Origin of the sequence: Streptomyces sp. NPDC058246, assembly GCF_042881985.1 — a bacterium.
Classification (GTDB): Bacteria; Actinomycetota; Actinomycetes; order Streptomycetales; family Streptomycetaceae; genus Streptomyces.
Genome location: NZ_JBHVWZ010000023.1, coordinates 112,125 through 124,851, shown reverse-complemented (window position 1 = coordinate 124,851; position 12,727 = coordinate 112,125). Strand labels below are relative to the sequence as shown.

Annotated in this window: 12 protein-coding genes; 8 read left to right on the top strand and 4 right to left on the bottom strand. The window is 70.2% G+C overall.

What is annotated here, in order from left to right:
* The first annotated feature begins 354 nt into the window (after positions 1-354).
* Positions 355-2,952, top strand: coding sequence for a rifamycin-inactivating phosphotransferase (gene rph, locus ACFVXA_RS28590; RefSeq protein ID WP_390027406.1), 2,598 nt, complete (start codon positions 355-357; stop codon positions 2,950-2,952).
* Positions 2,953-3,002: 50 nt separating this feature from the next.
* Here the strand turns inward: rph and ACFVXA_RS28585 are convergent, their stop codons facing one another.
* Positions 3,003-3,509 carry an ATP-binding protein gene (locus ACFVXA_RS28585; RefSeq protein ID WP_390027403.1) on the bottom strand — a complete coding sequence of 169 codons (507 nt, stop codon included), beginning with the start codon at positions 3,507-3,509 and terminating at the stop codon, positions 3,003-3,005.
* A gap of 126 nt (positions 3,510-3,635) precedes the next feature.
* Between ACFVXA_RS28585 and ACFVXA_RS28580 the strand changes: the two genes are divergently transcribed.
* The 4 genes from ACFVXA_RS28580 (at position 3,636) to ACFVXA_RS28565 (ending at position 6,996) form a co-directional block, all read left to right on the top strand.
* Positions 3,636-4,121 carry a MarR family winged helix-turn-helix transcriptional regulator gene (locus ACFVXA_RS28580; RefSeq protein WP_362022732.1) on the top strand — a complete coding sequence of 162 codons (486 nt, stop codon included), beginning with the start codon at positions 3,636-3,638 and terminating at the stop codon, positions 4,119-4,121.
* 135 nt (positions 4,122-4,256) lie between these two features.
* Positions 4,257-5,495 carry a cytochrome P450 gene (locus tag ACFVXA_RS28575; protein ID WP_362022735.1) on the top strand — a complete coding sequence of 413 codons (1,239 nt, stop codon included), beginning with the start codon at positions 4,257-4,259 and terminating at the stop codon, positions 5,493-5,495.
* A gap of 89 nt (positions 5,496-5,584) precedes the next feature.
* A complete protein-coding gene (locus ACFVXA_RS28570) occupies positions 5,585-5,794 on the top strand; it encodes a ferredoxin (RefSeq protein WP_362022737.1) in 210 nt (69 codons plus the stop codon).
* Complete coding sequence (locus tag ACFVXA_RS28565) at positions 5,791-6,996, top strand: NAD(P)/FAD-dependent oxidoreductase (protein ID WP_390027400.1); 1,206 nt, start codon at positions 5,791-5,793, stop codon at positions 6,994-6,996. Before ACFVXA_RS28570 ends, ACFVXA_RS28565 begins: the two co-directional genes overlap by 4 nt.
* A 65-nt stretch (positions 6,997-7,061) precedes the next feature.
* On the opposite strand, the gene ACFVXA_RS28560 is transcribed toward ACFVXA_RS28565, so the two are convergent.
* Positions 7,062-7,694: a hypothetical protein gene (locus ACFVXA_RS28560; RefSeq protein ID WP_383901400.1), complete on the bottom strand. Its 633-nt coding sequence runs from the start codon at positions 7,692-7,694 to the stop codon at positions 7,062-7,064.
* A gap of 216 nt (positions 7,695-7,910) precedes the next feature.
* Between ACFVXA_RS28560 and ACFVXA_RS28555 the strand changes: the two genes are divergently transcribed.
* Positions 7,911-8,396, top strand: coding sequence for a hypothetical protein (locus ACFVXA_RS28555; RefSeq protein WP_383901403.1), 486 nt, complete (start codon positions 7,911-7,913; stop codon positions 8,394-8,396).
* A 303-nt stretch (positions 8,397-8,699) separates the two neighbouring features.
* On the opposite strand, the gene ACFVXA_RS28550 is transcribed toward ACFVXA_RS28555, so the two are convergent.
* Both ACFVXA_RS28550 and ACFVXA_RS28545 read right to left on the bottom strand, forming a co-directional pair.
* A complete protein-coding gene (locus tag ACFVXA_RS28550) occupies positions 8,700-9,434 on the bottom strand; it encodes a dienelactone hydrolase family protein (protein ID WP_383901406.1) in 735 nt (244 codons plus the stop codon).
* Positions 9,435-9,817: 383 nt separating this feature from the next.
* A complete protein-coding gene (locus ACFVXA_RS28545; RefSeq protein ID WP_384021092.1) occupies positions 9,818-10,696 on the bottom strand; it encodes a LysR family transcriptional regulator in 879 nt (292 codons plus the stop codon).
* A gap of 69 nt (positions 10,697-10,765) precedes the next feature.
* Between ACFVXA_RS28545 and ACFVXA_RS28540 the strand changes: the two genes are divergently transcribed.
* Positions 10,766-11,677: a DMT family transporter gene (locus tag ACFVXA_RS28540; RefSeq protein ID WP_390027396.1), complete on the top strand. Its 912-nt coding sequence runs from the start codon at positions 10,766-10,768 to the stop codon at positions 11,675-11,677.
* Positions 11,678-11,791: 114 nt separating this feature from the next.
* Positions 11,792-12,673 (top strand): LysR family transcriptional regulator, encoded by an 882-nt coding sequence (locus ACFVXA_RS28535; RefSeq protein ID WP_383736917.1) that lies wholly within the window; start codon positions 11,792-11,794, stop codon positions 12,671-12,673.
* Positions 12,674-12,727 lie beyond the last annotated feature (54 nt).

Genomic DNA, 12,727 nt, shown 5'->3' with positions numbered 1-12,727 from the left:
TCTCAACGTATAGCGCACTGGGGGGCTTGCGGCAAGGCCCGGGTGGAGGCGCAGAATCGTCGGCCGAGGCCACAACCTGCGGAATTGGGGGCACGACGTGCGTGTGTTGTCGGCGTATGGGGGACGCGGTGACGTCGAACCAGCGGTGGGACCGGAGTTGCGGTCGCGAGCGCTCGGGGCGGCGGCGCGAGGGTGCGCGCCGCCCGGCTGGGCGGAGCGTCCGGCCGACTCGTCACAGGGAGGGCAGCCAGAGACGGGGACGTGCCTGATGCGAGGTGTGACAGGGCTGGAGGCGCCGGTGATCCGATCGGCCGGTGCGGTGCAACGGGACACGACTGCCTCGGAGGCATCGCGGTGATCGAGCAGTACGTGTGGGATCTTCAAGAGGTTGACGCGACGCAGGTCGCGGTCGTCGGCGGCAAGGGCGCGCACCTGGGCGGGCTGTCGCGGATCGAAGGCATCCGCGTGCCGGCCGGCTTCTGCGTGACGACGGACGCCTTCCGGCGGGCCATGGCGGAAGCGCCGTCGATCGACGATCGGCTCGATCAGCTGTCGCGCCTGAACCCGGACGACCGGGAGGCGATCCGCACGCTCAGCGCGCAGATCCGCCGGACCATCGAAGGGATCGCCGTCCCCGGCGACGTCGCGGAGGCGATCACCCGCGCACTCGCCCAACTCGGCGAGCAAGCCGCCTACGCCGTCCGATCCAGCGCGACGGCAGAGGACCTGCCGACGGCCTCCTTCGCCGGCCAGCAGGACACGTATTTGAACGTCGTGGGGCAGGCGGCGATCCTCCAGCACGTCAGCCGGTGCTGGGCCTCGCTGTTCACCGAGCGGGCCGTGACCTACCGTCAGCGGAACGGCATCGACCACCGTACGGTCCACATGGCCGTGGTCGTGCAGCAGATGGTCTTCCCGCATGCGGCCGGCATCCTGTTCACGGCCGACCCCGTCACGGGCAACCGGCAGGTCGCCACCGTGGACGCCGGCTTCGGCCTCGGCGAGGCCCTGGTCTCCGGCCTGGTGAACCCGGACGTCTTCAAGGTGCGCCACGGCGAGGTCGTCGCCAAGGCGATCGCCGCCAAACTGCGTGCCGTTCACGCCCTGCCGGCCGGTGGGACGCAGGAAGTGGCGGTCGACTCGCAGCGCCAGGAGCAGTCGGCGCTGACGGATGCGCAGGTGGTGCGGCTCGTGCGGCTCGGGCGGCGGATCGAAGCACACTTCGGCAGCCCGCAGGACATCGAATGGTGCCTGGTCGACGACGCCTTCCAGATCGTTCAGAGCCGGCCGATCACGACGCTGTTCCCCATCCCCGAGGCCGGCGACCAGGAGAATCACGTCTACGTCTCCGTCGGTCATCAGCAGATGATGACCGACCCGATGAAGCCCCTGGGGCTCTCCGTGTGGCAGCTGACGGCCATGGTGCCGATGCACGAGGCCGGCGGGAGGCTGTTCGTCGACGTCACCCGGCGCCTGGCCTCGCCCGCGAGCCGCGCCGGCCTCCTGGACCTTGTGGGGAGAGGCGACCCGCTGGTCAGAGACGCGCTGGAGACCGTCCTCGACCGCGACGATTTCGTCCCGTCGCTCCCGGACGCGGGTCCCGGCGGGCCTCCGGCCGGCGGTGCGCCTGCCCCGATCGAGCCCGATCCGGCCATCGTCACCGAGCTGATCGAGCGCAGCCAGGTGTCCGTCGCCGCCTTGGAGCGCGACATCCGGACGAAGACCGGACCGGCGCTGTTCGACTTCCTGCTGGAGGCCTTCAAGGAGCACAAGCGAGTCCTCAGTGACCCGCTGAACATGCAGGCGATCATGGCGGGGATGGAGGCCACGTGGTGGCTCAACGACAATCTGCAGGAGTGGCTGGGCGAGAAGAACGCGGCTGACACGCTCACACTGTCCGCCCCCGACAACGTCACCTCGGAGATGGGACTGGCGCTGCTCGACGTCGCGGACGTGATCCGCCCGCATCCGGAGGTGGTCGCCTTCCTGCAGGGCGTCGAGGACGAGGGCTTCCTGGACGAGCTGGCGAAGCTCGCGGGCGGGACCGAGGCGCGCGACGCCATCGAGGCCTACCTCGACCGTTACGGCATGCGCTGCGTCGGCGAGATCGACATCACGAGGCCACGTTGGCGCGAGCGCCCCACCACGCTCGTGCCCGTGATCCTCGACAACGTCAGGAACTTCGAGCCGGGCGCCGCCGAGCGGCGCTTCGAGCAAGGGCGGCGGAAGGCGCAGAAGAAGGAACAGGACGTGCTGTCACGCTTGCGGGCCCTGCCGGACGGGGACCAGAAAGCCGACGTGGCCAAGCGGATGATCGACCAGGTCAGAACCTTCATCGGGTACCGGGAGTACCCGAAGTACGGCATCGTCAGCCGCTACTTCGTCTACAAGCAGGCCCTGCTGGAGGAGGCCGAGCGCCTCGTGCAGGCAGGCGTGCTTCCTGAGAAGGAGGACATCTTCTACCTCACATTCCAGGAACTGCACCACGTCGTGCGCTCGAACCAGGTGGATGACCGGCTCATCCAGCAGCGCAAGGACGCGTTCCGGTCGTACCACGCACTCACACCGCCGCGGGTCCTCACATCGGACGGTGAGGCCGTCACCGGGGCGTACCGGCGCGACGACGTGCCGGCCGGTGCCCTGATCGGCCTCCCCGTTTCCGCCGGGACCATCGAGGGGAGGGCCCGCGTCATCCTCGACATGGCGGAGGCCGATCTCGAGGCGGGCGACATCCTGGTCACGGCCCACACGGACCCCAGCTGGTCGCCGCTGTTCGTCGGAATCGCGGGCCTGGTGACGGAGGTGGGCGGCTTGATGACCCATGGCGCAGTGATCGCCCGGGAGTACGGCTTGCCGGCCGTCGTGGGCGTGGAGCAGGCCACCCGGCTGATCCGGGACGGGCAGCGGATCCGCGTGCACGGAACCGACGGGTACGTCGAGATCCTGCCTTGACCGACCCCACCGAGAAGCCGCATCCGTGGCGTCCGGCGGTCACCTCCCGATCACCGACTGGTGTGGGGCAGCGGCGCCTTCGGCGTGGCGACAAGCCATGGGTCCGGCCAGTCGCGTGCGTTCACGTCGGCCCAGTGGATGGAGTGTCCGGGCTCCTGGTGGTCGCCATGCGCGGAGGCGAGCTGGTCGATGATCTCCAGCCCGCGGCCGTGCTCGTCGGGAGTGCCGCCGGCCGCCCAGTCGCCGTCCGTGGCGGCAGGGCCTCCGTCGGACACTTCGATGTGCACGCGCCGGGTGCCCGGGTCGCGGCTCAGTTCGAGGTTCAGCGGGGGCTGAGCGTGCTCCACGGCGTTGGTGACGAGTTCGGAGACGGTCAGCAGCACCGAGTCGGCTGCTTCCTCGGCGACCTCCCACCGGGCGAGGACCTCTTTCGTGATCTTGCGAGCCTCTCCGGCGGCTTCCGGGCGGTGCGCCAGGGGCCAGGCGCTGCCCGATGCCAGTAGGGGCCAGGGGGCGGCCTGCGACGCGGAGAGGGCTGGGGCGTAGGCGTAGGTCACAGTGATCACCTTCTTCCGGCGCCGCGGTGGCGCCTTGGTTCTGACCAGAACCCCTAACGGGTCCCAAACCCATATATAGCACTCTCTATATAGACAGTCTATATAGAGAGTGCTATATATGGACATATGGATGAGACGCCTGAAGAGAGTCCCCAGGAGGTGGCGGCGGCGCTGCACGAGCTGGCCACCGGGATGATCTGGCACCTCTTGTCGAACTGGCAGGGCAGCATGAGTCTGACCACGGCCGCCACGCTCGGCAGGCTGGAGCGGGAGGGCCCGGTCCGGCTGACCGCGCTGGCTGCGGCGGAGGGCCTCGCCCAGCCGTCGATGACCGTGCTGGTGCAGCGGCTGGAAGCGCAGAGCCTGGCATCGCGAGTGGCCGATCCCGAAGACGGGAGGGTCCGCCTGGTCGCCATCACGGATGCCGGGCGTGAGCTGTTGGCCGAGCGCCGCCGGGAGGGCGACGCCCGGGTGGCCGGCCTGCTGGCCGCGTTGCCCGAGCAGGACGTGCAGGTGTTGAGCGAGGCCATGCACCGGGCCCTGCCCATCGTCCGGCGCATGCTCCGGGAAGCTCCGCGTTCCCGCACCACCCGTGGCGGTGCGGCCTCCTGAACCCCCCGGGGTGCGCTCTTCGGTGTCTCCTCCTGCAGGCAGTACCCGCTCCGCTGCCCCGTCGCGCCTCTCGCGTGCCGGGCCCCGGTCCTGGCGCCTGCCCCATATTCAGATTTCCGGAGAGGGCGGAGAACCATGAGCACCATCTCGGCACCCGGCACCGATGCGCCGTCGGCGGAGGTACCCGACTACCCCATGACCCGGGCGGCCGGCTGCCCGTTCGACCCGCCGCCGGCCCTTTACACGCTGCAGGCCCAGGTTCCGATCAGCCGGGTGCGGCTATGGGACGGCAGCACCCCGTGGCTGGTCACTCGCTATGAGGACATACGGATGCTGCTGGCCGATCCGCGGATCAGCTCGGACGACACCCACCCGCACTACCCCCATCAAGGCCCAGGCCAAAAGGAGCGCCGCGCGCGGTCGCGGGCCTTCATCTCGATGGACGATCCGGAGCACGCCCGACTGCGCCGGATGGCCACCGCGGCCTTCTCCATCAAGCACGTGGAGGCGCTGCGGCCGGCGATCCAGAAGATCGTCGACGGCCTGATCGACGCCATGCTCGCCGGACCGAAGCCGGTGGACCTCGTCCAGGCGTTCGCGTTGCCGGTGCCCTCGCTGGTGATCTGTGAGCTGCTGGGCGTCCCGTATGCCGACCACGACTTCTTCCAGGCCAACAGCAGGACGCTGGTCAAGCGCAGCGCAACGCGTGAGCAGGCGCGGGCGGCCGGCCAGCGGCTGAGCGACTACCTGGACGGGATAATCGGCGACAAGCTCGCCCACCCGGCAGACGACCTGCTCTCCAGGCTGGCCGAACGGGTCCGCGCCGGCGAACTCTCCCGGCGTGAAGCGGCCGCCACGGGGATGCTGCTGCTGATCGCCGGGCACGAGACGACGGCGAACATGATCGCGCTGGGCACCCTGGCCCTGCTACAGCACCCGGACCAACTGGCCCAGCTGCGCGAGAGTGACGATCCGAAGCTGATCGCCTCGGCGGTCGAGGAACTCCTGCGCTACCTGACGATCGTGCACAGCGGACGGCGCCGCGTGGCCTTGGAGGACATCGAGATCGGCGGCCAGACCATCCGCGCCGGCGACGGCGTCATCCTCGCCAACGACATCGGCGACCGCGACCCCGGCGCCTTCCCCGACCCCGACCGGCTCGAGGTCGACCGCAACCCCCGCCACCACGTGGCCTTCGGCTTCGGCGTCCACCAGTGCCTGGGCCAGCCGCTGGCCCGGGTGGAACTGCAGGTCGTCTACGGCACCCTCTACCGCCGCATCCCGAACCTGCGGCCGGCGATAGATCTCGACGCGATCCCGTTCAAGCACGACGGGGCTGTCTACGGCGTCTACGAGCTGCCCGTCACGTGGTGATCGCGGCCGAGCGGCGCGGAAGGTGATTGCGGCCGAGAGCCGCGCGGAATGTGATCGCGGCCGAGTGCCGCGCAGAACAGGAGGATCCGATGAAGGTGATCGTCGACCAGAACAAGTGTGTCGCCTCCGGCCAGTGCGTGCTGGCCACACCGGAGGTGTTCGACCAGCGCGAGGAGGACGGCATCGTCGTCCTGCTCACCGAGACCCCGCCCGAGGACCTGGCGGACGACGTCCGGCAGGCCGCCGCGCTCTGCCCGGCCCAGGCGATCTGGGTGGAAGAGCAGGAGGACAAGGAGTGAAGCGGATCGTCATCGTCGGGGCCTCGGCCGCAGGCCTGACCGCGGCCGAGACCCTCCGCCGCAGAGGCTGGGGCGGTGACCTCACCCTGATCGGCGAGGAGCAGCATCCGCCGTACGACCGGCCGCCGCTGTCCAAGCAGATCCTCACCGGCGCCTGGGAGCCCGAACGGGCCACCCTGCGCTCCCCACAGGACCTGGCGCGGCTGGAGGCCGACCTGAGGCTCGGACAGCGTGCCACCGCCCTCGACGTGGAGGGCGGCCAGGTACGCCTGGGCGACGGCGAGAGCATCGGCTTCGACGGTCTGGTCATCGCTACCGGCGTGGCCCCCCGGCGCCTTCCCGACAGCGAGCTGGCCGGGGTCCACGTCCTGCGCACGCTCGACGACGCTCTCGCCCTGCGTGCCGCGCTGCTCACCGGGGCCCGGGTGGTCGTGGTCGGTGCCGGATTCCTGGGCACCGAGGTCGCCGCGGCGGCCCGGACCATGGGCCTGGAGGTGACTGTTGTCGAGCCGGAGCCCGTCCCGGTGCGTCGCCCGTTCGGCGACCGCATCGGCGCGCTCGTCGCCGGCCTGCACCGCGACCACGGCACCCGCCTGCGCTGCGGGATACCGGTGCGCCGCCTACGCGGTGCAGGCGGCCGGGTGACCGGGGTGGAACTCGGTGACGGCACCACGCTGTCGGCCGACGCCGTCGTCCTGGCCCTCGGATCCGCCCCCGCGACCGGCTGGTTGACCGGCTCGGGCCTGCGCCTGGGGGACGGTGTGGTGTGCGACGCGTTGTGCCAGGCCGGACCCGGTATCTACGCCGCCGGCGACGTCGCCACCTGGCCCAACCCGCACTTCGGCACCCGTATGCGGCTGGAACACCGGATGAACGCCACCGCACAGGCCATGGCCGCAGCCGGCAACCTGCTCGGTGATGCCACCCCGTTCGCTTCCGTGCCCTACTTCTGGACCGACCAGTACGACACCAGAATCCAGGCGTACGGCATCTTCCCACCCGACGCGGACCTGCGGATCGTCCACGGCGACCCGGTCGACGGCCAGTTCGCCGCCGCCTACGGCCACCACGGGAGGGTGGTCGGCGTACTCGGCTGGAACGCCCCCCGCCAGCTACGCACGCTGCGCCGCCTGGTCGTCGAACGCGCGTCGTGGAGGGCCTTCACGGCCACGCCCGCGCTCCGCCCGGAAACCGTGAACTGACCCGGCCCCCCAATGCGCCCAGCATGTGGCCGGCCAAGAGGCTGCGAGGAAACCGCCGTCGGCTCTCAGTGACCCGCCGGTGGCTCGAAGCAACCGGTCTCCGGGTAGGGTCCGTTGGTCGACACCTGGAAGTTGGTCTTCTGCACGAACGCGGTGACGCAGGCGTCGTCATGGACGCGCAGGCCCACCAGCGCGCCCTCGGGCCGGACCTCCCGGCCGTTCTCGTAGCGCGAGTCCATCGGCTCGACCCGCAGTGTCCCGCCGAGCAGGTTCCCCTTGGCGTCGAAACGCTCCTCCGGGTAACCGAGCTTCAGCATCGCAGCGCGGACGGTCTTCGGGTCCCACATCCTTTGCTGCCACAGCCGCTTGAGCACCGGCTCGATGCGGTCGGCCTCCCGCTGGGCGTCCTTGGCGCTCGCGGCTGACATGTCGCCCGAGATCCGGAAGCCGTTGTTCTCGCGGTAGTGAGGGGCCCCGTCACCAGCCCCCGGCTCCACGTAGGGAGACCTCACGGAGGGGCTCGGGGCGGTACCGGTCGCATGGGGCGTGGTCCCGCCGGCCGCCCCTGTCGCCGCTACCTCCGTGCCGCAGGCGCCGAGCGAAATCGTCGCGAGGACGACCATGGCCGCCATCACGGCACCCCTGCCGCGCTGCCCGGACCCGCTCTGTCCGGACGCACTGACGGCACCCTTTCCCATGCATCGCTCCCGCACCTCCGCGTCCCCCGTTCCAAGGCCAAGCTCACGACAGGAGCCACCCTCGCCCCGTCGTGAGTATCCCTACTCACCGCCGCGCCCGAGAGGCCGTTGCGACAACTGGTCGCGTGTCTCAGCCCCTTTGGCCACCTGCTGCTCTGTCTCTCTGCCCGGGAGAATCGCGATGCGACGGCCGCGATGCCGGCCTACGTTCCCCCTATGACCTCACCAGACGACAGCGACATGCGGATGACCTGGACCTTGGACGGACATGGGTGGGCCGACTGCACCGTTGAGGACCGCCGGGCGAAGGCCGACCTCACCGCGTCCTACATCACCAGTGCCCCAGAGGATCTCCTGACTGCGGTGAGCCGCCTCGTCGCGGGCGAGTCGGAGACCCGAGCGCAGTTCGAGGCCGAACCGACCGCCTACCGGTGGATCTTCTACCGCCAAGACGACGACGTCTGGATCCGCATCCTGGAACTGGAGGACGGCAGCGACCACGACAACAAGGGCACAGAGATCTGGACGAGCCAGCTCCACGTCGACGCGGTGGCCCGAGCCGTGATCCGCTGCTTCGAGGAGGTGGCGCGGACCTATGGCGAGAGCGGATACCGCAGCAAATGGGGCGAGCACTTCCCTCGAACCGAACTGGAAGCCCTCAGACGCCTCGGGGCCGCTCACCAACGCGGCGATGACGCATAACCTGCGGGGAGTTCGCTGCTCAGGTGGAGTGAGACAGGCCGGTCGGCGCCGGTAATTCCTGAGGGCACCTACACAGAAGTTGAGCCAGAACCCGAGAACCGGCAGCACCTGACCACGAGTTCGGGCAGCACTCGAAGCTCTGCAGAAAACGAACAGTTCATGACTTCAGGCAGCACGGGCCCCTGCCGAGAGTTCAGCAGGGGCCCACGGCGTAGAGAGCTGCGGAGGGCCGGGACATGTCCTTGATGAGCGGCATGTCGGCCGACATCAGCTACCGTCTGCTGCCGGTCCGACGGCCCGGTGTCACTTCAGATGTCGGGTGAAGAACTGGGCCGCGGCGTCCCCCGCGAACTGCGGGACGCCGGCGTGCCCGCCGAGATGGGCGTGCAGGGACTTCTCCTTGGAGCCGAAGGCGTCGAACAGGTCCAGGGCCGCCTGCCGGTCGTTCCCTTCGTCGTCCCACTGCAGCAGGACGTGCAGGGGAATGGTGGCCTGCCGGGCCTCCTCGAACAGGGCGCGAGGCACGAAACTCCCGGCGAACAGAACGGCGGCCGAGACGCGAGGCTCGACGACCGCCAGCCGGATGCCGATGGAGATCACTCCCCCCGAGTACCCGACCGGGCCGCCGATCTCGGGCAGCGAGAGGAGGGCGTCCAGGGCGGCCTGCCATTCCGGGACCGCCTTGTCGACCAGCGGGAGGACGAGGGCGTCGACGACCTCGTCGCTGACCGGCCCGCCGGCCTCCATCGCCCGGCGCAGGTCGGCGCGGGCCTGCTCGGCGGCGGGCCAACGGGGCCGGTCGCCGCTTCCGGGGAGCTCGATGGTGGCCGTGGCGAAGCCCTCCGCCGCGGAGTGCCGGGCCCGGGCCACCAGTCGGGGGTACATCTTGCGCAGCCCGAGGGGAGGGTGGCCGAGCAGGATCAGTGGCACAGGTGCGGATGCGGATGCGGGTGTCCAGAGGATGCCGGGGATCTCACCGAGGGTGAATTCGCGTTCGAGGACGCCGTCGTCGAGGCGCTGCTCGGAAGTGAAATGCATGATCGTGCCTTTCGGGAGTGCACTGGAACGGCGCTCCCGGACGACCTGCCTATCGCCCGACCGCGACCCCGGAGGGGAGCACCCATGTCGATACTGCGTTCACGGGTACCACCTCCTCGATCTCTCGCACGGCCTCCGGAAACTTAACAGTGGTCGCCCTCGTCCGCCAACGGGTTTTTGCGGAGTCTCCGTGGCCGCATGTCACGTCACGACAACGGCTGTTGACGAGTGTGGGAGCACTCGGTTCGGAAGGGGTCGATGTACACGAGGTCGGACAGCGCCTGGCCGGCCGGCTGTTGCCGCCCTGGCCGAAACTGCTTGTTCTGTGGTTCCCCGCACCTGTTCTCACGTCTGCCCCGACATCGCGGTGTCCGAGCATGGGCCTACTTTGCGTCGGGGTGCCTGCCGGGTGGGCTGATGATCTCCCGGATACAGGCGGCCAGATCTGCGACGGCAGGGTGGCTGGGAGGGTCGTTCCACGCCAGGTGCAGCGGGAGCGTGGGCGCGTCGGTGAGGGGGCTGTAGGTGACGCCGGGGTAGGGGTGCATGTCGGCGGTTGCGGCGGGGGTGACGCCCACGCCGCGGCCCGCGGCGATGGCGGCCAGCCAGTCGTCGGTATTGCCTACCTCAAGCACGGCGGTCGGCCGGGAGGCTTCGGGCCACAGGGTGAGCGTGGTGGTGCCGGAGACGGTGTTGAGTACCACCGTCTGGTCGGTCAGGTCAGCCAGGGCCAGTTCCGTCCTCGCGGCCAGAGCGCTGTCCGCGGAGACAGCAGCGATGCGTGGCTCGTGGAACAGGAGGGTGCTGCGCGCGCCGGGGAGGTCCAGCGGGCCGCGCAGCAGGGCGGCGTCGACACGGCCGGTGGTCAGGCCGGCGGTGCGGTCGTCGATGCGCAGCAGTTCCAGGGGCATCTGGGGGTGGGTTTGCTGCCAGTGGCGCAGCACGGTGGTGGTGTGGTGGCCGAGGGCGGACCAGGCGTGTCCCACCCGCAGAGGCCAGGTGCCTGAGCGGTGGGGGTCGAGGGCGGCGTCGACGGCGGCCACGGCGGTGGCTGCCCGCGCGCGGAACGTCTTCCCGGCGTCGGTCAGGCGCAGGTGGTGGGTGGAGCGGTCGATGAGCCGCACGCCCAAGTGGTCCTCCAACGCCCTCAGGGTGCGGGAGAGCGCGGGCTGGCTGGTGTGCAGACGCGCGGCGGCGCGGGTGATGGTGCCTTCGTCCGCGATGGCGAGGAAGGCCCGCAGGTGTCTCAGCTCCACAGTCATACCCGCCAAGCATAACCACTGGTGAATCGGCATTTCACACGTCGACAGGCCGTCCGTAGCGTCGAAGCCATGACCGATGTGCACGCCGCCACCCATAACTCTGCCGGTGCCGCGCTTCCCAAGGGTGGGGCTCCTGGCCACCGGGCGAGCGGCCCGGTGCCAGGGACGGGCCTGGTCGTGGGTGCGATGGTTTCCCAGGAGTTCGGGGCCGCGGTGGCCACGTCGCTGTTTTCCCGGGCTGGGGCGTTGGGCATCGTGGCACTGCGCCTCGTCGTCTCCGCCGTCGTGCTCCTGGTGGCGTGCCGGCCACGGATACGCGGCCACCGGCGGGCGGACTGGGCGCTCATCGCCGCGTTCGGCGCTGCGCTGGCTGGTATGAACACCCTCTTCTACCAGGCGATCGACCGCCTTCCGCTGGGCGCCGCGGTCACGCTCGAAGTCCTCGGTCCGCTGCTGCTGTCCGTCGTCACCGTCCGGCGCGCCGCGGGCTGGCTGTGGGCGGCCGCGGCTTTGGTCGGAGTGGCGCTGCTGGGCCGCGGCGGATTCGACCGGCTGGACGGGGTCGGCGTCGGTTTCGCCTTGGGAGCCGGGGCCCTGTGGGCCGCCTACATCCTCCTGTCCGCCCGCGCCGGCAGCCGCTTTCCCAGGACGGACGGCTTGGCCCTGGCCATGTGCGCTGCGGCCGTGCTCAGCCTGCCCGCAGGCGTCGCCGACGCCGGGAGCAGGCTGCTCAACCCGGTCACACTCGCTCTGGGGGCAGCGGTGGCGGTGCTGTCCTCTGCCCTGCCCTACACGTGCGAGCTGCTGGCACTGCGCAGGCTGGCCCCTGCCGTATTCGCCATCCTGATGAGCGTGGCTCCCGCGGTTGCCGCTCTGGCCGGCTACCTGGTCCTGGACCAGACCCTCACCGGCACGGACATCGGCGCCATCGCCCTGGTAGTGGCCGCCAGCGCCGGAGCGGTGCACGCCTCGACACGGTGACATGTCTGCAGAGTCGAGCAGCTCCCCAGGACAAGAACGTACGGCCGAGGGTCCTTCGCGCTCCTGAGAACCCGCGTCCTCACACGGTCCGGAGGAACTAGGCTGGAGCGTGGCGTGGGCACGGTGGGAGATGTCGTGGATGTCGATCTGCGCAAGATGCGCTACTTCGTGGCTGTGGCCGAGGAGTTGCACTTCGGCCGGGCCGCCGAGCGGCTGCACATCACGCAACCGGTGCTGTCCCGGCAGATCCGCGCGCTTGAGCAGGAGCTGGGCGCGCAGTTGTTCACCAGGAACAAGCAGACCACTGAGTTGACGGCCGCCGGCCGTCAACTGCTGGAGGACGGGCGCCCCCTGCTGGCCACCGCGCAAGCCCTGCGGCGCCGGGTCCAGCAGGCCGCCCACGGATCTTCGGCGTTCACGGTCGGCTTCATGCCCGGAATCACCGTGACCGGCGCGGTGCGCGCCTTCTCCACCAGGCATCCTGAGCTGAGCGTGCAGGTGATGCGCACGTCTTGGGGCGACCAGGTCCAAGGGGTGCACGAGGGTCTGCTCGACGTGAGCTTCGTACGGCTGCCCGTCGACCATCGAGGCCTGGAGTTGCGCCCGCTCTTCCGGGAGCCCCGCGTCGCCGTAGTGCCGGCGGACCACCGGCTGGCGGGCAAGGAGTCCATCGTTATCGCGGATCTGGCCCCCGAGCGGCTGCTGCAGGACCCCGACGCCGTCCCCGAGTGGCGTGACCTCCCCGAGCGGACCGGCGGCGAGGCGGCCGGGCCGCGGCCCTCGTTCGCCACCGTCGAGGAGAAGCTGGAACACGTCGCGACGTCCGGGGGCGTCCTCGTCCTTCCGCTGTCCACCGCGGCCTATTACACCCATACCGATGTCGCGCATGTGCCCATCGACGACATCGGCCCGGGCGAGGTCTGCCTTGCCTGGAGCGCCGGCCGCCGCTCCCCGCTGCTCCCGGAGTTCGCCGACATCGCCGCTGCCCAGCACTGATGCCCTGGGGACATCACCGCTGACGGAAGAGGTCTTGGACGCGGGCCGCGGCAC

Coding starts and splice junctions, on each gene's coding strand:
- ACFVXA_RS28545 (WP_384021092.1), bottom strand. CDS start 10,696: ATGACTGTGGAGCTGAGACACCTGCGGGCCTTCCTCGCCATCGCGGAC.
- ACFVXA_RS28580 (WP_362022732.1), top strand. CDS start 3,636: ATGGATGAGACGCCTGAAGAGAGTCCCCAGGAGGTGGCGGCGGCGCTG.
- ACFVXA_RS28555 (WP_383901403.1), top strand. CDS start 7,911: ATGACCTCACCAGACGACAGCGACATGCGGATGACCTGGACCTTGGAC.
- ACFVXA_RS28560 (WP_383901400.1), bottom strand. CDS start 7,694: ATGGGAAAGGGTGCCGTCAGTGCGTCCGGACAGAGCGGGTCCGGGCAG.
- ACFVXA_RS28550 (WP_383901406.1), bottom strand. CDS start 9,434: ATGCATTTCACTTCCGAGCAGCGCCTCGACGACGGCGTCCTCGAACGC.
- ACFVXA_RS28540 (WP_390027396.1), top strand. CDS start 10,766: ATGACCGATGTGCACGCCGCCACCCATAACTCTGCCGGTGCCGCGCTT.
- ACFVXA_RS28575 (WP_362022735.1), top strand. CDS start 4,257: ATGAGCACCATCTCGGCACCCGGCACCGATGCGCCGTCGGCGGAGGTA.
- ACFVXA_RS28570 (WP_362022737.1), top strand. CDS start 5,585: ATGAAGGTGATCGTCGACCAGAACAAGTGTGTCGCCTCCGGCCAGTGC.